This window comes from Micromonospora sp. RV43 (assembly GCF_001029515.1).
Taxonomy (GTDB): Bacteria; Actinomycetota; Actinomycetes; order Mycobacteriales; family Micromonosporaceae; genus Micromonospora; species Micromonospora aurantiaca.
The window spans coordinates 31,667-50,810 of the sequence record NZ_LEKG01000027.1 but is presented as its reverse complement, the minus strand read 5'-3'; the positions used below and the strand labels follow the sequence as shown (position 1 = coordinate 50,810).

Here is a 19,144-nt window from a genome sequence, read left to right as displayed (position 1 = left end):
GGGGTGGGGGTGAGAGTGGTGGTCATGCGGGCCGTCCCGGCAGTTCGGTGCGCTGGCGGATGGTCAGCGCGGCGAGCATCGCGGCGGCGAGCAGGAATGCGGCAGCGCCGGGAGCGAGGGCGACGCCGAGGGTGAGGATCTGCCCGACGCCGAGCGCGGCGAGCAGCGCGCCGCGAATGCTGCCGAGGCCACCGACGACGCAGACGATCAGCGAATAGACCAGGATGGTGGTGTCCACTCCCGGAGCGGGGCCGATGACCGGTGCGCCGAGCGCCCCGCCGGTCACGGCGAGGACTGCCCCACCGACCAACACCCCGGTCCGGACGATGCCGGTGCGCAGGCCGGTGGCGGCGGCCATGCCCGGGTCGGCGACCACCGCGCGCACCACCGCCCCGATGCGCGACCGCTCGACGAGCCAGAACAGGGCCACGACCAGCGCGAGGCCGACAGCGATGAACAGCAGCCGGTAGATCGGGTACTGGTAGTCGCCCAGGCTGACCGACCCGGCGACCGCCCGGGGCGGGTCAACCGAGCGCGGCTCCGCACCGATGATCGTGCTGAACTGGTCGGCGGCGATGTAGGCGATGCCGAGGGTGGCCAGCACCTGATCCAGCGGACGGCTGGTCAGCGGGCGCACCGCGGCGGCCAGACCCGCTCCCCCGAGCCCGCCGACCACCACTGCGGCGGCCAAGGCGAGGGCGAGGCCGGCCCAGCCGCCGTCGGCGAAGTGCCAGGCGAGGTAGGCGCCGGCGAGGTAGAGGGTGCCGTGGGCCATCGAGAACACCCCGGCCACGCCGACGATCAACGTCAGCCCGGCGGCGATGGTGAACAGCAGCAGCCCGTACGCGACACCGTCCAGCGCGGTGACCGTGTAGGGGTTGACGAGCCCGTTCAGGCCCACGGCACTCCTCCCTTCCGGGTGCGGTGGTGGTCAGGCCGTGGTGGGGCGGCGGCCGACGGTGGTGTGCATCAGGTAGCCCGACAACACCAGCTCCGGGTCCATCAGCACCTCCCGCAGCTCGGCCAGCTCGTCGCGGGTCATCCCGGCGTCGAGCAACGCCGCCTCGCGCTGGATCGAGTTGGAGCGGTGCAGCAGGCAGATGCCGGTGCCACCGCGCCACGACCGGGACTCGATGCGGCTGTCGACGTCGACCAGACCGGCGCGCAGCATCACCTCCGGTGCCCGCTTGGCCCAGCCCATGTCCGCCCCCCTCGACTCCCCGAAGGCGAGCAGCGCGTCATGGAAGCGCTCGATCAGCTCGGTGGCGCGAGGGCTGGGGCTGCGGCGGATCATGTCCCGCCACGTGCAGTCCCAGTCCGCCACCACGAGCACCCCACCCGGAGCGAGAGCCCCCACCAGCTCGGCGAGGACCTGCTCCCGCTCGGGCAGGTGCATCAGCACCAGCCGCGCCACGACCGCCTGCTGCGACCCCTCCAGCTCCATCTGACGGATGTCGCCGGCCCGCACGATCATGTTGGGCCCGGACGGGATGTGGCGGGGGTCGAGATCCACGGCGGTGACACGTCCGCCCGGGGCGACCTGCTCGGACAGCCAGGCGGTCAGCGTGCCCGCCCCGGCGCCGACGTCGGTGACGTTCCAGCCCGGCTTCAGCCCGACCTCGGTCAGGATCCGACGGGTGCCAGGGTCGAGGATCTCACCGAGGAACCGCAGCTGGTTGGTGGCCTCGTCGGTGGCGTTGTCGAACATGTACCCGGCGGTCTGATCGCCAGCGGTTCTCGTCGTCATCGTGTCTGTCCCTTCCGGGGTCAGGAGCCGAGAGTGGTCAGGGTTTGCACGGTGCGGTTGACCCACACCTGCCCGTCCTGGGCGACCTCGCGCAGGTAGTACGCCTGCACCGGGGTGTGGTTCTTGGGCCCGAACTGCCAGGCACCCCGGGGCGAGTCGATCGACCCGACCCGCGACAGCGCCGCCGTCAGCGAGCGCCCGGTCAGCTCACCACTCCCCCCGCCCACCGCAGCGGACGAGGCGGCCGGACTGACCGCCGTGGAGCTGCCAGGCACCGGCGACGCCGTGGGTGCTGGTGTGGCCGCCGTGGCGTCGGGGCGGGCGAGGGCTTCGGCGATGGCCTTGTCCAGCACGAGCGCCGCGTCCCACGCGCACACGTGGTAGAGATTCGGCAGCTTTCCATCGTTGGCCGCCGTGAAGCGGCGCACGAAGTCCCTGTTCGCCGCGTTGTCCAGGGTGGTGGAGTAATTCAGGGCCGTGTAGATCCCCTTCGCCGCCGGGCCCAGCGCCGCCAGCGACGGGCCTTCGGTGAGGAACCCCGAGGCGTACAGCGGCGTGGTGATGCCGTACTGCCGGTACTGCTTGACGAACTCCACCGCAGAGGCGCCGGCGTAGAAGGTGTAGACCGCAGCCGCATCGGATTCCTTGATCTTCGTCAGGTACGGGGAGAACTCGGTGGTCGGGGCCGGTGCCCACGGCGTCCACGTCGGCTCTCCACCCGGGTTGGCCAGCTTCCCGCCGGCCTTGCGGAACGGGTCGACGAACCCGTTGATCTGGTCGTGGCCACCGATGTAGTCCGGGCCGATCACCCACACTCGGCCCTCGCCGACCTTCTGGCGCAGGTAGCCGGCGATCGACGCGCCGGTCTCCTGGCTCAACCACGACGTCGACCACAGGTAGGTGGGATCCTCTACCGTCGAGGGGCGTCCGCCGGTGCCGATCAGCGGCACCCCGGACTCCTTCAGCAGCGGGTACAGGGTCTGCACCGTGTCCGCGGTCCCGCCGCCGACCAAGGCGAGGACCTTGTCCTGCTCGATCAGCTTGCGCGCCGACGCGAGCGCGACCGCCTTGCCGTCACCCTCGTCGGCCTCGATCACCTTCACGGGTCGACCGCCGAGCTTGCCGCCCAACTTGTCCAGGGCCAGCCGCCACCCGGCGGCCTGGTCGTCGCCAATCGCCTTGTAGGGGCCGGACTTCGGCACGATCAGGCCGATGCGGATCTCCTCGCCGCTGGCGTCCGAGCCGCCGAGGCTGGACCCGGAGCATCCGGAGACAGCGAGAAGCAAGGCGGCGACGGCGGTGGCGATCGCTAGCCGCCACCGAGATCGGCCGGTGGTCTGTTGAGGGGTCACAGGAATCCTTTCGTCAACGGGTTCGCGTCAGGGATGCGCCGGTACTGGCCGTGTTCAGGGGCGATGAGGTTGCTTCTCGCGGCCAGGGGTGATGCCGGCGGCATCACGGATGGGTGGCTGCCGGTGCGCTCGGCGGTGAGAAGGTGGTCCAGGACGGCAAGGACGGAGGCCGGCTCGGTGGCGTCGCAGGTCAGAACCGGGACGTGCGACGCGACCCGCAACGCCTCGCGGATCTCACGACGGTTGCGGGTGCCGCCAAGCGGCCGGTTGATCGCGACTACATACGGCAGGCGGCGGGCGTCGAGCCAGTCCAGTGCCGGATACGAAGCGGGCAGCCGTGTGGTGTCGACCAACACCACGGCGCCGAAGGCACCGGCGCTCAGCTGGCCCCACATCCACCACCAGCGCCGCTGATCGGGGGTCGTGCGCAGCGCGATGGTGGCGCCGTTAGGCAGCGCGGCGTAGCCGATCTCCCACACGCTGCCCGGCTGGCCGGCCAGCACCGCGTGGCCATGACTGGCGGCCCGCAGGAAGCAGGTCTTGCCCACTTCTGGGCCGCCCGCCACCAGGACTGTGACCACCGAGGCCCGGCCGTCTGTCACGCTGGTGTCCCTGTCCACGCTCATCACCGCCCGCACGCGAGTCAGCCGGCGGTGCGGGGTCCCGGCTTGGCCTGCTCGCCGATCCGGGCCGCGAGGGCCGCCAGTTCGTAGGCGACCAGGGACGGGTCGCAGTCGGTGCGGGCCAAGGCCGCCAGCGAGGTTCCGTCGGGCACCTGCTGCACCACGAGGATGCCGTCGTTCATCATCAGCATCTGGAACTGCACACCGCCGGTCTCCAGCAGGTCGGTGGCACCGCGGGCCAGGCTGACCAGACCGGACACGATCGCGGCGAGCTGGTCACCCCGGTCGCTGTCCAAACCGGCGGTGCTGGCCAGCAGCAGCCCGTCACCGGACACCGCGACGACATGGGCCACGGCCGGAATTTGCCGGGCCAAGCCGTCCAGCACGATCGAGAGCTGGGGATTGCGGGGTGTGGCAGTGGTGACGCTCATCGGCGTTCTCCTGTCGAGAGGGGAGGGGTGAGAGACGCGGCCCGCAGACCGCGTAACGTGCCGGCGACCTGCGCCCGGATCGCCGCAGGATCGATCGGCGCGGAAGGCTCGGAGTGGGTGCGCTGTGTCGGTATCCCGCCCGGCACCACGTGCGCTTGGGGACGACGCCGTGGCAGACCGGACGTGGTACGCCCATCGGTAGCCGGCTCAGCGGTGGTCGCCGCGGCCTGCCAGCCCGCGTCGGCCGCGGTTCGAAACCCACCGTGCCCGTCGCCGTTCTGCGGCCACAGCCACGGCGACCGGGCCGCCATCTCCCGAAACATCGGGGTATCCGCCGGCCGGGCAGTGCCCGCCGGTAACGGAAGCGGACCTCGCTCGCGGCGCACCAGCGGCAATTCCATCGTCGCGTCCGACGGCGGCACCGTCGGGGACGACTGGGTGGGCCCGGTCCAGCCGCTACCGGTTCGCGGAATGGGCGGCACCGGCGCGGAACCCGCATTGACCGGCGGCGCAAACGTTTGCTGAGGCCGTCGCTGGATCTGGCTGGGAACGACAATCTCCCGTACGTGCACCCGGGTCACGTACTCGGCCGGTACGGTCACCTCGGCCGTGATACCGGTCGGCCGGCTCGGGTTGAGCCGCACCTTCACGCCGAACTCGCGGGCAAGGCGGGAAACCACGACCAGACCCATCTGGTCGGTGACCGCGACCTCCACCTCCGGGCTCGCCAACAGCGCGTTGGCACGCTCCAACTGCTCGGGGACCAACCCGAGACCAGAGTCGACGATGAGGATCTGCACGTCGCGCCCGGCCCACACCGCGAACACCCGCACCTGGTCGGCGGAGAACCGGGTAGCGTTGTCCAGCAGCTCCGCGAGGATGGACTTGACCGCGTCGACCGCGCGGGCGTCCATCTCGACCTCGACCAGCCGCTCCACACTGATCCGGGCGAAGCCCTCGGTTTCCGACAACGCCGCGTTGATGAGGTCGCCGAGCTCCACCGGCTGTCGCTGCACCTGGCCCGGGCCACCACCGGCGACGATCAGCAGGTTCGCGCCGTAGCGGCGCAGACGAGTTGCCTGCTGGTCAGCGTCGAACACCCTGGCCAGCCGGTCCGGATCCTCCTCGTCCCGTTCGAGGGTGTCGATGCTGCCCAGCAGCTGCTCCGTCAGCGCCTGCACCCGCCGCCCGATCGACGTGATCATCGCGCTTACCAGAGCCCGGCCTCGCGCCTGATCCACCGTCGCGTCCACCGCCGAGCGCAGAACCCCGTTGAAGGCGTCTGCGACCCGGCCCACCTCGTCCCGGCCGACCACCGGCACCGCCACCCCGCCAGCACCCTCGGCCAACCGCTGAGCCTCCGCAGGGTCCGAGGTCGCCCGCAGCCGTCCGACCAGGCCCGGCAGCTCGACGTCCGCGACCCGCCGCGCACCCTGCTCCAACATCGACAGCTGGCCAACCAACGACCGCGCCACCCGCAACGCGGTGAGCACGGCAACGGCCAACATCACCGTCAGCACACTGGCCTGCACCACCGCTGCGCGAACCTGCTCCATCCACAGGTCATCGGCGGCAGCCCCAATGTCGCCGTTTACCGTCGACTGCACCTGGGCCAGGAGGTCCGCCCGGGTGGTCATCACCCGGCTCCACTGCTCAGCACCGCCCGGCAGCCGTACCGGCTCGTACACGCCGGTGCCCGACACCGCCCCGTCCAGCCGTACAGCCGCCAGCACGTCCGGGCCGGTCAACGTCCGACCCACCAATGCCTGCCACGACGGCCGCGCCAACGCGTCGAACTCACGCAGCGCCTCGTCCTGTGCAGAGCGAGCGGCCACAACCTCGGCATGTAGCGCCGGGGTCAACCGCCGCGCCGCCAACGCCTGCAACACCGCCACCTGCTGCTGGCCCACCGACTCCCGAGCACGCGACAACGCCGCCGACGCTCGTATCTCATCCGCGAGCTGAGGAGTCACCCCGCTCTGCGCTACTGCGGGCAGCAGGTCGTCAAGATCAGCGATTACCCCTCGGTAACCGAAGGCCACCGCCGACAACGATGCCAACCCATCACCGCGCACCCGCTGCCGCTGCGCTCCCACGTCTCTTAAGCCGGCGTCCACCCTGGCCAACGCCGCTCGCACGGACTCCGGGATGTCATCAAGCCGGTTGCTCTGCTCGTCGAACCGGGATACCGCTCGATCCGTGTCCTGGACCGCGCGCTCGAAAGCGGCTGGCGTGACAGTCGAGCCAGGCAGCAGCAAACCCACCGCGGCGATCCGCTCGACCTGTAACCGCTGTGTCACCTCTGCGCCGGCTGCGCTAGCAGCGAACATGTCTCCCGCGCGTCGCGCAGCTCCAGCCTCCTCCACCGAGGACCAAAGCCCGAACCCTGTCGAGAGCACCGCAGCCAGTGCGGTCGGCACCACAATCAGGGCCGCCTTGACCCGGACAGGCATGTCGGCCAACCGCCTTGTTCTCACGGCGGAGCCCTGCCTCGCAGTCCTGTCCAACCCCACTCCTGTAGTCGTGCCGCTGACGTCGGACCGCCAGCTGCTGGGGAAACGGCTCACGCCGACCGCCGCTCAATAGCCGTGCTGGAGGGTGAGATCGGCCCTCCGCACGAGCGGCACCAGCCGCTGGATCTCTTCCTCACGAGCCAGCCGGCGGCGCCACCGAGGACCATCCCGACCAGGAAGACGGCGAGCAGCACTGCCTCTCCCATGAAGTGCTCCTCTCGACACCGCAACCTGGACGATCGGATCCGGTCAGCTCACGGGGCGGGAAACCAACGCGTCACGGTCCGCTATCGCCCTGGTGGCGAACGTCACCTGCCGACCAACGGTGGCCTACCGGCTGATGGCGAGGGAAGACGTTCAGGTAGGGAGGGATGGGGATGGTTGGGGATGGAGGGATGCTCAGCGCATCCCACACCATCCCGATCGCACAGGGTTACGGCACGGACAGTTCAGATGTACGCTCGGGCCGGCGACGTCCGCGTCTCTGCACAGTTCACTTTGGGCGTCAGTCGGAGGTGCTGGTGATCAGTACGTACGTCCGGCGGCTGCGGCTGGCGGCTGAGCTGGCTGCGCTACGCCAGGAGCGGCGGATGTCATCCGAGGCGTTGGCCCGGGCGGCCGGTCTACCGCGGACTACCGTGTCGCGGCTGGAGAACGGCCGAATGAGGCCGAACCCCAACGACGTGATGAAGATTCTGGAGCATCTCAAGGTCACCGGAGAGGCATGGACCACCTTGCTGACCATCGCTCGACAGGCCAGCGAGCGAGGATGGTGGGAGTCGGCGGCCAGTGAGATGGGAGCCCGCCAGGCGCTGTACGCGAACCTTGAGGCAGGCGCATCAACCATCCGTGAATACCAGATGACACTGCTGCCTGGGCTGCTGCAAACCGGCGAGTTCACGCGGGCCCGAGCGGGCGTCGACAAGGCCGACTGGTCGGCGCATTTTGATCCCGATCAGGCGGTCGAGGCGCGTATCGGACGGCAGCGAGTGCTTCATCGCCCGGACGGCCCTACCTACGAGGTGGTCATCGATGAGCTGGCGGTCCGCCGTCCTGCTACTGCCCTTCCGGTTCTGCGGGATCAGCTGATCCACATCGCTAATCAGGCCACCACGGACGCCAAGATCAGTGTGCGGATCCTGCCCGTCGACGGCCAGATCACCGGCCACATGGTGCCGCGCTCAGGGTTTTCGATCTACACCTACCCGGACCCGCAGGACCCAGTCGTCGTCGCCGTCGACACGGTCACCGACGACCTCGTGCTGACCAGCCCTGATGCCGTGAACCACTACCTTGACCTGTACGAGCGGCTGAGCGATGCCGCGCTTGCACCACAACAGAGCGTGCGGTTTCTACAGGAGACCGCCGAGAAGATCACTGAGCCGACAGGAAGAGCAGCGTGAGAGACCCGAACTTCACCAACTGGCGGAAGTCCACCAGAAGTAGCGGCGGCGCCAACTGCGTCGAGGTTGCCCATGACGCGGCCACGGTCGGCGTCCGGGACACCAAGGATCGCACCGGAGGGACCCTCCTCTTCCCGACCGATGGATGGCGTGCCTTCCTCGGCGACGTACGCGAAGGCGTGTTCGACCCTTCCTGATCTATAGCTTTCGAAGCTCTTCCTGCTAGTTGGGCCGGCCGCACCAAGGCCGGCCCAACTGTCTTGTTCGGAGAGCCAAGACAGCGATCAGGCTCGACCTCACGCAGGGCTTGAGAAAGTGTGACGCACAGTGCCATGCTGTCCCAATCACGGCAACTGAACTGTTCAAGGGCTGCGCGGTTCGAAGCAGCCTGACGCTGACCCCGGGGCCGCATAGTGAAGAACCAGCTACTCCGCTCGGCACGTGAGCGCATTCCCTCTCGCCGGCATCCCGGAGAGCCCATGTCTCGATCCGAGCTGGCAGCGCTGGTCAACGAGGTGCTGTACCCGGATCCGCATCGGCGCAGCCGTAGCGCCTTCAACGCCAACTACTTGGGCAAGCTCGAAGACGGACTAATTCATTGGCCCAAGGCGGAGTACCGAGCCGCCCTGCGGGCCGCCCTCGGCGCGCAGCGCGACGAGGAGCTCGGCCTCTATAATCCGCGCGCTGCGAACTCGGCTAACGTCGATAGCGTGGACCGACGAGACATGCTGGGCATGCTGGGGGTGCTGGTGGGAGCTGGCGTCGTCAGCTCTCCCGCGATGACGCTGCTGGGAGCCGAGCCATCACACGAACTACCGCAACGGATTGGCCGCGAGCACATCAACCAGGTCGTCGAAGCGGCGGACATCTTCGAGCACTGGGATAACAGTCACGGTGGCGCCCTCGCCCGTGAGATCGCCGACGACAAGCTGCGTCGGCTCGCGCAGCTCCTCCAACGCTCGTGCCCGCCGAAGCTCCACGCCGACCTGCACACCGCCATGGCACAGCTAGCCGGTGTGGTCGCGTTCATGCTCTTCGACGCCTACGAACACGATGCCGCGCGGAGGAGATTCGCCTTCGCGCTGCAATGCGCGGAGGTCGGCGGGAACTGGCACCAACGTGGCCTGCTGCTGTCCTACATGGCTCGCCAGGCTATCTGGTGTGGGCAGCCCGACGAGGGCCTCACCTACGTCGAGATGGGGCTCGTGCGAGCCGAACGGCTGACCGCGACAGAACGCGCCATGCTTCATACCGTCCGCGCTCGCGCCCTGGCCAAGCTTGGTCCGGCTCGTGCCCAGGATGCGCTAGCGGCAGTAGGAGCGGCAGACGAGGCATTTGCTCACTCGGAGCCGGTCGACGACCCGCCCTGGATGCGCTTCTACGACGAGGCCCAGCACCACGGCGACACCGCTCACGCGCTGTACGACGTTGCCATGAACACCAAGCTTCCAACCGAGGCCACGAGCCGATTCCGGTACTCGGTCGAGCATCACCAGCCAGAGTTCGCACGCTCCAGAGCGATCTCCCGCACCAAACTTGCCGCCCTCACCATGGCCCAAGATGATCCTCACGAAGCCGCGCACATCGGTCAGCTCGCGCTCAATGACGCTGGCACCGTTCGCTCTCTCCGCGCCGCTGAGGATCTTCGCGAACTGCATCGCCTGGCCGGGCCTCACACGGGCATCCCCGAGGTTCACGCGCTGCGCACGCAGATTCAATCAACGGTCAGGGCGGTTGCATGACCGAGGCCATCGCAGCGCTCACCAGAGCCTGCCAGCAGGTCGGGCTCGACGCCACCGGCGCTGAGCTGGTCCGGGCAGGGGAAAACGTCCTGTACCGGCTTCCCGGTGCCGTCGTCGCCCGCGTTGCGCGACCCGGACAAACAGACGCAGCAGCCAAGGAGGTCCGGGTCTCTCGGTGGCTGCAAGAGTCTGGCATCCCTGTCGTCCGAGTCGTGCCCGGCATTGCCCAGCCAGTACAGGTCGACGGTCGAGCCGTGACATTCTGGCGGGAACTGCCCGACCACCGCGAGGGAAGCGTCGACCAGGTCGCGGACATCCTTCGGCAGATCCACCGACTCCAGCCACCACCGGATCTCGCCTTGCCGGCGTTGGCGCCGTTCGTACGGCTCAAAGAACGCATCGCCGAGACCACGGTCTTCAACACCGACGAGCGCGAATGGCTCCTTGCTCACCTTCAGCGCCTGACCGAGCAGTATGAGAACCTGCCCGTTGGTCTTCCACCTGCGGCGGTGCACGGCGACGCCTGGGGCGGCAACATCGTCGCCACCGCAACCGGTCCGGTCGTGCTCGATCTGGAACGGTTCGCCTACGGGCCTCCTGAATGGGATCTTGCATCCATTGCCGTTGACCACTTCACGTTCGGTTCCCTGTCGGCAGAAGAGTGGGCGCAATTCTGCACACGCTACGGCCACGACGTCACAGAGTGGGAGGGCTACACAGTCCTGCGCGACACGCGGGAGCTGCGAAAGGTCACGTTCGCCGCGCAAATGGCCGCCCAGCATCGCCACCTGACCGGACAAGCACGTTACCGGCTGACCTGCATACGCGGCGAAAAGGGGCCCCGCCCTTGGCATTGGACGCCGGTTGCCTGATAGGCCAGCCAGCCCTCAGTGAATGCGGCCGACCGCGCGGCGCGGTGATGCCGACGGCATCACCGCACCGAACGAGAGCCGCATGTGACACGGTGCTGCACCGGTCCGCCGCCTTCTACGACGAGGGCACCGCGCTCCGCGGCCCGGCACGCCCTAGCGATAGTTGTCGATGCTGATCCTGTCGCGCCAGCAGGCATCCGTGAGCTTGGCCTTGTAGGAGTTCCCGTAGAGGCCATAGACCCGGCGGTTGGCGTCGTCCCTTCCGCTGGCCACCGTCACGCCGGTGACGGTGTCCCAGACCTTCCAAGGCGACCCCTGGCAGGCGGGGCCGACATGGACGTCGATGAAGTGCCCCGAGGAGTTGGCCGGGATGGACCCGGTGGTGCACGTCCGGTACCAGCCCCCGTAGAAGTAGGGCGCGGTGCAGCTCGCCGAGGCGGCGTGCGCGGGCGTTGCGGCGACGCCGAGGGTCGCGGTGACGGCGGCCCCGGTGAGCAGTGCGGCCTGTAATGGGCGGGACTTGCGGATGACGCTGCGCATCGATACCTCTTTTCCCCCGAATGGAGGGCCCGTCCGTAAGCGCAGGAGTGGAGGGCAGCTCGGGCCCGAATTCGTTGTGCTCGCTGCCGAAGCGCGCTTACGGCGGATTCAGCCTCGCCGGGGTGATCGCTCGCTCACTAGCCCTCGTTGCTAGAGCTCGGGGCAGTTGAGCTACCCGGCCGAGGCCAACTGTCAGTAGCCCTATTGCGCGTCGCTAGCGACGCGGTCACGCGTCTCGGAGCCTGAGCTCAGCAGCGATGCCAGCTTGGCCCGCTCGCAGGAGGAAGGACGCGCATGCGTGCATGCACCGGTTCGCCGAAGTCACGATCCACCCGCTGATGCCGGCTTTGATGAGATCGTCTGTCCTCGCTGGCATGGCGCTATGTGCGGTCGCTCAGCTCATGCTGGGAGCGTCGATCGTTTCGACTCGGCTGCTGCTGGACTACCCGGTGTTCGCCGGTCAGGCGATCCGGTACGCCATCGCCGCAGTCGCCCTAGCCGCAGCCATGCTCGTCTCCGTGGCGTTGCCCGGCACCATGCGGTCAGCGACCAACGTCTGTCTCACACGCGGCGAGTGGGGCTGGTTGGCCATCTTGTCCGCCGCAGGATTGGCCGGTTACAACACCTGCCTCGTGGTGGCGCTGCGCCACGCGGACGCGGCGACCGTATCGACCGTGGTCGGCGCGGTGCCAGTGGCGGTTGCCATCCTGGCACCGCTCATTCGTCGACACGCTCCGAGCGCGCGTCTGCTCGTGGCCGCAGGAATCGTCGTCGCGGGAACCACACTGGTCCACGGCACCGGGCACGCCAGTCCGCTCGGCCTAGCAGCGGCCGTCGGAGCGCTCCTCGGCGATGTCTCCTTCGCGCTCGTCGCCGCCAAACTGCTCCCCCGGATCGGCCCGGTGCGGCTGTCAGCGTACAGCTGCGCCCTCGCGGTGCCGTTGCTGACAGCGGCGTCACTGGCCGCTGGCGAACCGCCGTCCTGGCGACTGCCCACCCTCACGGAATGGCTCGTGCTGCTCTCCCTCGGAGTCGCCTTGACCAGCGTCGGCTTCTGGTGCTGGTTCCGAGGGATCCAGCTAGCGACCGTCGAGCATGGCGCGCTGACCGTGGGCCTAGTGCCGCTAGCCGCCATTACCACGATGACGATCCAGGATCACGCCATGCCGCCGGTGACGCAGGTTGGCGGGATCTGCGTCGTCGTGGTGGGGTTGCTCATCGGTGTGTCCGCGCGCTCGGGTTTCTCCGCCCGCAACCGCCCACGCCGAATCGTCACCACGGCGCGCGGCCCGGCCCACGGTGATGCCGCCGGCATCACCCCCCTCGCCCTGCCCCGTCAGCTATCCCCCGCCTACGTGCCGGATCACGCCTCGCACGCAGGCGTGGCAGCCAGTCCAGCCGGCACCACAGACGCCCCAGCTACCGCCTTACGTTAGCCGGTTCGATGGGCACCATCGTCAGCATGCGAACGCCGGAACATCCTTCAGGGGAGCAGTAGAGGATCCCCACCTTGACCGGTGCGCCGGCCATGACCCTGACACCTCGCACCGGCGTCCCGTCGTCCTCGACGCTGGGGAGGTTGTCCCAACGCCACCGCACAAGATCATTTACCGCCATGATGTCCCGGATGACCTCGGCCAGCGCCGTGTTCTCAGGGTCGCGTATGTAAGCGAGGCGTAGCTGAGCCAGGAGCGCCGGCACCCACTCCTCTTCCCACCGGTCGAGCTGCTGCCGCGCGGACGGGTCCGTGAACGCCCACCGCATCAGGTTAGGCGCATCGCTCCTCAACCACGGAAACCAGCTCGCCGATCGAGCGTTGTGCGCCCGAACGGTGAAGGCGTTGTCGACGACCATGCACGGGTACGGCTGACTGCGCACGAATCTGCCCATCGCCGAGCTGATCCGCGGCGGGTCGGCGGGCTTCTGCTCTCCAGCCGGCACACGCCCGACGGCTAGGCGGTACAGGACCTCCCGCTCGCGGTCGCTGAGCCGCAGAACGGCGGCAACCCTGTCGAGATAATCGTCGGTGTGCCTACCGCGCCCACGCCCTCGTTCCAGTTCTCCGTACCAGTAGGGTGTGCTTCCCAGCGCATAGGCGATGTCGTACTGGCTTACGACCTGCTTCCGTCGACGTGGGTACGGGTCGACCACCGGCAGGTCAGCCGGGGTCAGTCGTCTACGCCACGTCCTCAACAGCGCGGACAGCTCTGCCTGCGGATCGCGCAGCCGCGCAGGCGGGCCAGGAGCTTCTATGGTCCGGCCTTCGGATCGTGCCTCACTCCTGCTGATGCGTCGACGGCCGATCCCTGGGTTCGCCCCGTACCGCCGCGCCACACTTTCCCGTGACAGCGTGCTGGTTGTCATCGCACCGACCAGCCCTCGTCAACTGGCCGCTCCGCCGGATCGGGGCCGGCGGAGCCGGGCCGGGGCGGTCTCAACGCGTTGGACGGGTCGATCCCCGACAGCTCAGCCGAGATGTCCCACAGCAGCCGTGCGGCCCTCTCATCGCGTGAGGCGTCACTCGGCTGCTCCACACCGACGGGTCCTCGGGTGCGCAACCAGCGGCGGGGGCCGAGGTACGCGCCAGATGGCACGTCGGCGAGGCTAGCCGTGAGCGTCGGCTGAGCTCCCTGCGCCGCAGGCTGCGCCACCACCATCGCCAGGATCTGCAACCCCTGCGCCACCGAAGGACGGCCACCTCGCCGACGTGCCGAGTCCAGCAGCTGTGTGTCGGACCACCCGGGGTGGCACGCGATGCTCCGCGCAGAGCAACCGCTGGCCAGCAGCAGCCGGTGCAGCTCGTACGAGAACAGGAGGTTCGCCAGCTTGCTTGCCGCGTACGCCTGGTACGGGCGGTACACCTTTGGGTCGGGCCAGTCGTGCGGATCCAGCCGGGCAACGCGGTGCGCGGTGCTGCTGACGGTGACGATCCGGGGGTCCGGCGCCGTCAGCAACGCGGGCAGAAGAAGTCCGGTGAGCGCGAAGTGCGCGAGATGGTTCACCCCGAAGTGCATCTCGACGCCGTCGAAGGTGTCCCACCGCGGAACGCCCATCAGGCCGGCGTTGTTCACGAGGACATCGATCCGTCCGTGATCGTCCAGAACTTGGCCTGCCGCAGCGCGAACGGATTCTAGGTTTCCCAGATCCACTCGCAGTTGCCGAATGATCGCGTCGGGCTGTGTCGCCTTGATGGCCGACGCCGCTGCGCTCATTCGTCCTGAGTGCCGGCAAGCCATGATCACGGTCATGCCGGCGGCGGCAAGCAGGCGAGCGGTGTGGTACCCCACGCCGGCGTTGGCGCCGGTGATGACGGCCACCTTGCCCCGCTGGTCCGGTGCTGGCGATGGGAGGCGAGCCGGGCCGTGGGCTGCTCTGCTGGCCCTGCGTGTGTTCGCCGCCCTGTCGTTCGGGGGTCGGCGGGAGGTCGTTGTCATGGTCATGACATCTCTTGGATCGGCCAGGTTGAGCATCGCAGTTGTCCCCCGATTCGTGTCGCCTCTCGTGGTGGAGGTGGCCCGGCCTCTGGGGCGGTTCAGAGGCCGGGCCCGCCGGCGAGTGACCTCCACGTACGCCGGCGCGGTGAAAGCTGCTGGGGCTACGGCTTGCGCAGGTTGGCGAGCGTCTCGTGAGTCATGCGGCCAAGCGCTTCCATGACGGCCTGGTCGTCGCTGCCGGACGGCAGAGCGTCCTGCGTCCAGCCCACCGTCAGGTACAAGTTGCCGTCGAGACAGGCAAGGCGCGGGCCGAGCAGACTATCCACATAGACGTAGCTGTCCTGGCATCCACTCGGTACCTGACGCAGCGCTTCTTCCTCCTGCGCCACCGCCTTCAACCCGTTGAACCGCACCTCCGCGTGGTCATTCACCTCAACCATCAGGTTGGCCACGCCCCTGGGGCCGAAACCGACAACGCATCCCTTCAGCGGGCCGTCCGTGGCGTCGCGGCGAGGGTCGGCAACGACACCGAGCAGCTCCTCCAGCGGAGCCACCACGAAGGCGTCGCACGGGCGCAGCTGCGAGCCGTACCGCCACGGAGTCACGCTCGGCCCGGGCGACGCAGTCGCCTCAGCGGCCGAGGTCAACCGCGCGGACGCTCCGCCCTCGGAATCCCGATTTCTACCGCAGCCGGTGGCCGCCAGAATGATCACCGCGACCACCATCAGGACCGTCGCGGTGACGACACCGAACGCGCGTCGCGTACCGGCCGGGGCTGGCGATTCGCCATGGCTCAACGGACAGCCTCCTTGCGCTCTAGGGTGATGCCGGCGGCATCACTGGAAGGGCTGGTAGCGGCACCCCGCTCATCGCGAACACGGACGTGGGACACAGCCAGGACTGCGCCAGCCAGGCAGGCCAGCGCCACCACGGCGATCGCGACGCTCGCGCCCAGCGGGGGCATGAGCACCGACACGACTGCGGTTCCACCGGCTCCACCAGCGAATCCCGAGAAGTAGGTCAGTCCGACAGCCGTTCCCCGCCGATCCGTACGCAAGGCGGCCAGCGCGACGGTCAGCATCGGTTGCCCCAGCGCGAAAACCGCTGACGAGATGACCGTCGACGTGATCACCAATGGGCCGACCGAGTCTGATGGCACTAACCCCACGATCACCAGCGCTCCAGCAGCCAGCAGCAGCGCCTTGGCCGACGACCGCTGCCGGAGGGCCAGGCCGTGGGACACGGCCACCCCCGCTACCGCACACAGCACCAGCACCACGCCGCTGTTCAGCGGCGTCCATCCGGCGTCGGCGAGCAGGTGTCCGTCGGCGAGCACCACGGCAAACCGCGCCCCGTAGATGCAGCCAGCCAGCAGGCACACCCGCCTGAACTGGGCCTCGCGCACCAGTGCGGCAGGCACGAACGCGTCGGGCCGGCGCCGCGCTCGAACCCACAGGGCGAGCCCGCTGGCGGCCGCACCTGCGGCCAGCGCCGATGCAGTCGTCAGCGTCAGCACCGCGATCTGCGTCAGCCCGACCGTGCACGTCGCGAACACCGTCAACAGTCCTGCTCCGACAGCGTCGAAGGCAGCCGACGGCCTCCCCCGCCGATGGTGGTGTCGCGTTATCCACGGGACCGCCAGCACCGACAGGACGGGCAAGACCACGGCCGCGCGCCACCCGATCACCTCCGTGGCGGCTCCACCCGCGAGCGTCGCCCCGGCCAGGAACGTCGCCATCACCGCGCCCAACGCCCTCGCCACCGCGCCGCGATGCTCGGCATCGACGTGAGCTGCGATGGTGAGCACCACGGTCACGACGGCAGACGATCCGACAGCCAGCACCACCCGGCCGGACACCACCGCCTCCGGTGTCGGTGCCAGCAGACACACCACCGTGCCGGCGAGCAACAGCACCGCGCCGATACGGAGACAGGCCCGTGTTCCCCAGCGTTCGGTCAACGGCCCGAACACCGCAGTACCGACGCCGAGAGCGATGGCGTACCCAGACAACAGCCACACCGTGCTGACCGAGCCAGAGACGTCCGGAATGTAGGGCACCGCGACCGCCGCCGCCATGATGCCGAACGTCACCGGCCCGTAGAGCGTCCCCAGCAGCACGCCTAGCCGGGCGGGACGAGCACCGGAACCACCGGGTGCACGGTTGGCGGTGATGCCGCCGGCATCACCGCCGGTCACGCCGTGCCCCAGACGGAGTTGAGGGCGCCCGGTTGAAAACAGGGATGTCCTTGACTTCTTTGAGGTAGGCGGTTCCCGAGGTGTAGCCGGTGCCCGCCTCGTTGCCCAGCATCCGCACCGCGAGCGAGTAGTGGGTGCGACGCCACCCTGTCAGCGCGGCCGCGAAGGACGCCATGCTCTCGACGAGTTGGTCCTCGACGACCGCTGCGAATCCAGCCCGCTCCAGCTTCCCCACCTGGGACTGCACCGTGGCCTGCCCGGACAGCGCCCGCATCCGCGCCTGCGGCGCGGACTGGAAGGCGACCGAGTGTAGCCGGGCCAGTTCCGGGCGGCGGCACAGCGACTCCACCAGCTTGTAGCTGTAGCTCTGGATGGCACTGGCGCCCTCGGTCCACCGACGGAAGTCGCGGAACGCCGCGACCTGCATGGTGGCCAGCAGCGAGAACAGGGGTGAGGCTTCCCGCAGGATCCCGGTCGCCGCATCCAGCCGCGCCCCGCCGTGCACAGCATGCCCGTCGCCGAGGAGTTGAATAACGCTGCACAGGTCCACCGCCACCAGCGCGAACGTCGCCTCCCACGACTGGAGGACTCGGAGGAACAGGTACTCGTCGTGCACCCGGGAGACGGGCAACATCGACAGGGCGACCGCCTGGCGTTCGTCCCGGTTGAGGAATTCCTCGACGGCCCGCCACAGACGATCCGGGCGAACATCGTCCACGGCACCCGCCTGTTCAAGGCCGAGGCGGGCAAGCGCGGGTTGAAGCACGCGCATGCCGAGCCTGAGCCGCTTACGTGTCAGGCCAGATGCCGGCCGGAACTCCGGCAGCGGCTGTCGCTGGTCCTCTGCGGCGGCGTGCTCGAACCTCAACACGTCTGCGATCAACGCCACGACCAGCCGGTCCCGGCATCGCAACGCCGCCGCCGCGTCCACGACGATGTCGCCGCGGTCGGCGTCCGGCAGGGGAAGCAGCTCCAGCGCCAGATACGTGCGGTAGTCGTAGCGGCCGTCGGCCTTGTCGAGCAGCACGTTCAAGAACGAGCGCAGGAGACGGCCGCCAGCGTCGGGCCCGGCGACGGAGTTGGTCACCTCCCTGGCCTGTCCCAGCACCTCCAGCATCTGCGGCGGTACGAAGTGCTTCCCGTGCTCCCGCACGCTGGCGACGACGTCTCGATACGGAAAGTCGTCGCTGCACCGCTGACCCGTCAGCCACCGCTGCACCGCGTCGACGCCGTTCATGCCACCACTCCCTGTCGATGAGACCGGCGGCGCTCTGCCGCCCGGGCGTCGGGGAACTCCCCCAACAGTCGGCATGCCGTCTCGACGTCCTCTGCGGTGGTGAAGGCGTGCATCGCGAGCCTGACCACCCGGCCTCGCGGTGCGACCGCGACGTGCCGGTCTGCCAGCCACCGCGTGATGGCCTCCGGTGCGGGGTGCAGGACCGCCAGATGGGCGCCGTGCTCCTCGGGAGTCGTCACGAACAGGCCTTGCCGCGTCACCAGCTCGCGGGCGAGCCGCGCCATCTGCGCCACGTGACGTCGAACCTGCCCCAAGTCCAGGTCGGCGATCAGCGACAGGGCCGCGTTGGCGGCGTACACCGCTGGCACCGCTGGCGTCCCGACCTGGAACCGGCGCGCGTCGTCCGGCCAGTCCACCAGGTGAGGATCGAACCGGTGAGGATCGCGACGACCCTGCCAGCCGGTCAGACCCGGTACGCGTCCACCACTGGCAGCGGCCTCATACAGAGCGACGACCCCCGGCAGCCCGAGGGCGTACTTGCCGAAGCCGGCCACGAGGTAGTCACAGTTCCACTGCCGCACATCAAGCGGCTCCACCCCGAACGCCTGGTAGGCGTCGACGAAGACCTCCGCACCGGCATGATGCGCCGCCTCGACGATGTCGCGCACCGGCAGGCGCTGACCGCTGCTGTAGGTGACCGCGGGCACCGACACCAGGGCTGTGCGGCCGTCGATCGCCCGCAGGTAGTCGGTGAGGCACACCCGGCCGTCTCGGTCGCCGACGAAGACCACCTCGGCCCCTCGCCGGCGCTGCGTCAGCCAGGCGTGGGCGACCCCGGGGAACTCGGCGCTGCACGTCACGATCCGAGACCGCGTCGTCCATCCCCGCGCAGAGCCCACCTGGTGCGCGGCCGTTGACGCGTCGGCCAGCAATCCGATCTGGTGCTCCTGGGCCCCGAGCAACGCCGCGACTCGATAGCGCAACTGCGTCACCTGATGCTCCCACGCCTGCCACGTCACCGCGGGGCTCTCCATCGCGGTGAGCATGGCCAGC

The 19,144-nt window shown here is 69.0% G+C and carries 18 protein-coding genes; 5 read left to right on the top strand and 13 right to left on the bottom strand.

All coding sequences use genetic code 11. From position 1 onward, the window contains the following. Positions 1-22 precede the first annotated feature (22 nt). From ABD52_RS09645 to ABD52_RS09620, 6 genes are read right to left on the bottom strand one after another with little or no spacing between them, the layout of a single operon-like run. Entirely contained in the window at positions 23-901 is an 879-nt protein-coding gene (locus ABD52_RS09645; RefSeq protein WP_047891589.1) for a branched-chain amino acid ABC transporter permease, read from the bottom strand. A gap of 30 nt (positions 902-931) precedes the next feature. Then, a complete protein-coding gene (locus ABD52_RS09640) occupies positions 932-1,747 on the bottom strand; it encodes a trans-aconitate 2-methyltransferase (protein ID WP_047891588.1) in 816 nt (271 codons plus the stop codon). 20 nt (positions 1,748-1,767) lie between these two features. Further along, on the bottom strand, positions 1,768-3,099 hold the full coding sequence (locus ABD52_RS09635; protein WP_047891587.1) for an ABC transporter substrate-binding protein: 1,332 nt from the start codon (positions 3,097-3,099) through the stop codon (positions 1,768-1,770). Next, positions 3,096-3,737, bottom strand: coding sequence for a hypothetical protein (locus ABD52_RS09630; protein ID WP_235437429.1), 642 nt, complete (start codon positions 3,735-3,737; stop codon positions 3,096-3,098). The genes ABD52_RS09635 and ABD52_RS09630 overlap by 4 nt, the downstream gene beginning before the upstream one ends. Positions 3,738-3,742: 5 nt before the next feature. Further along, complete coding sequence (locus ABD52_RS09625) at positions 3,743-4,153, bottom strand: roadblock/LC7 domain-containing protein (protein WP_047891586.1); 411 nt, start codon at positions 4,151-4,153, stop codon at positions 3,743-3,745. Then, on the bottom strand, positions 4,150-6,606 hold the full coding sequence (locus tag ABD52_RS09620) for a nitrate- and nitrite sensing domain-containing protein (protein ID WP_235437428.1): 2,457 nt from the start codon (positions 6,604-6,606) through the stop codon (positions 4,150-4,152). The genes ABD52_RS09625 and ABD52_RS09620 overlap by 4 nt, the downstream gene beginning before the upstream one ends. A 581-nt stretch (positions 6,607-7,187) precedes the next feature. Here ABD52_RS09620 and ABD52_RS09615 point away from each other — a divergent pair. The 4 genes from ABD52_RS09615 to ABD52_RS09605 all read left to right on the top strand — a co-directional run bounded on the left by ABD52_RS09615 (position 7,188) and on the right by ABD52_RS09605 (position 10,683). Further along, entirely contained in the window at positions 7,188-8,069 is an 882-nt protein-coding gene (locus tag ABD52_RS09615) for a helix-turn-helix transcriptional regulator (RefSeq protein ID WP_047891584.1), read from the top strand. Next, positions 8,066-8,266, top strand: coding sequence for a DUF397 domain-containing protein (locus ABD52_RS38200; protein WP_082171258.1), 201 nt, complete (start codon positions 8,066-8,068; stop codon positions 8,264-8,266). Before ABD52_RS09615 ends, ABD52_RS38200 begins: the two co-directional genes overlap by 4 nt. Positions 8,267-8,548: 282 nt before the next feature. Continuing rightward, positions 8,549-9,811 carry a hypothetical protein gene (locus ABD52_RS09610; RefSeq protein ID WP_053065348.1) on the top strand — a complete coding sequence of 421 codons (1,263 nt, stop codon included), beginning with the start codon at positions 8,549-8,551 and terminating at the stop codon, positions 9,809-9,811. After that, positions 9,808-10,683 carry an aminoglycoside phosphotransferase family protein gene (locus tag ABD52_RS09605; RefSeq protein WP_047891583.1) on the top strand — a complete coding sequence of 292 codons (876 nt, stop codon included), beginning with the start codon at positions 9,808-9,810 and terminating at the stop codon, positions 10,681-10,683. Before ABD52_RS09610 ends, ABD52_RS09605 begins: the two co-directional genes overlap by 4 nt. Positions 10,684-10,836: 153 nt before the next feature. Here ABD52_RS09605 and ABD52_RS09600 read toward each other — a convergent pair whose 3' ends face one another. Continuing rightward, complete coding sequence (locus ABD52_RS09600) at positions 10,837-11,223, bottom strand: hypothetical protein (protein WP_047891582.1); 387 nt, start codon at positions 11,221-11,223, stop codon at positions 10,837-10,839. A 302-nt stretch (positions 11,224-11,525) separates the two neighbouring features. On the opposite strand from ABD52_RS09600, the gene ABD52_RS09595 reads away from it, so the two are divergent. Then, positions 11,526-12,659 carry a DMT family transporter gene (locus ABD52_RS09595; RefSeq protein WP_047891581.1) on the top strand — a complete coding sequence of 378 codons (1,134 nt, stop codon included), beginning with the start codon at positions 11,526-11,528 and terminating at the stop codon, positions 12,657-12,659. On the opposite strand, the gene ABD52_RS09590 is transcribed toward ABD52_RS09595, so the two are convergent. The 6 genes from ABD52_RS09590 to ABD52_RS09565 all read right to left on the bottom strand — a co-directional run bounded on the left by ABD52_RS09590 (position 12,643) and on the right by ABD52_RS09565 (position 19,137). Next, positions 12,643-13,374, bottom strand: coding sequence for a hypothetical protein (locus ABD52_RS09590; RefSeq protein ID WP_053065347.1), 732 nt, complete (start codon positions 13,372-13,374; stop codon positions 12,643-12,645). The genes ABD52_RS09595 and ABD52_RS09590 overlap by 17 nt on opposite strands. Positions 13,375-13,583: 209 nt before the next feature. Then, positions 13,584-14,657 carry an oxidoreductase gene (locus tag ABD52_RS09585; RefSeq protein WP_255352841.1) on the bottom strand — a complete coding sequence of 358 codons (1,074 nt, stop codon included), beginning with the start codon at positions 14,655-14,657 and terminating at the stop codon, positions 13,584-13,586. A gap of 161 nt (positions 14,658-14,818) precedes the next feature. Next, positions 14,819-15,454: a hypothetical protein gene (locus ABD52_RS09580; protein ID WP_152748225.1), complete on the bottom strand. Its 636-nt coding sequence runs from the start codon at positions 15,452-15,454 to the stop codon at positions 14,819-14,821. Then, on the bottom strand, positions 15,451-16,854 hold the full coding sequence (locus ABD52_RS09575; RefSeq protein WP_152748224.1) for an MFS transporter: 1,404 nt from the start codon (positions 16,852-16,854) through the stop codon (positions 15,451-15,453). Before ABD52_RS09575 ends, ABD52_RS09580 begins: the two co-directional genes overlap by 4 nt. Next, complete coding sequence (locus tag ABD52_RS09570; protein ID WP_047891578.1) at positions 16,841-18,091, bottom strand: tryptophan 2,3-dioxygenase family protein; 1,251 nt, start codon at positions 18,089-18,091, stop codon at positions 16,841-16,843. Before ABD52_RS09570 ends, ABD52_RS09575 begins: the two co-directional genes overlap by 14 nt. Beyond that, the gene (locus tag ABD52_RS09565) at positions 18,088-19,137 is read right to left on the bottom strand and encodes an aminotransferase class V-fold PLP-dependent enzyme (RefSeq protein WP_047891577.1); all 1,050 of its coding nucleotides are present in this window, start codon (positions 19,135-19,137) and stop codon (positions 18,088-18,090) included. Before ABD52_RS09565 ends, ABD52_RS09570 begins: the two co-directional genes overlap by 4 nt. Positions 19,138-19,144 lie beyond the last annotated feature (7 nt).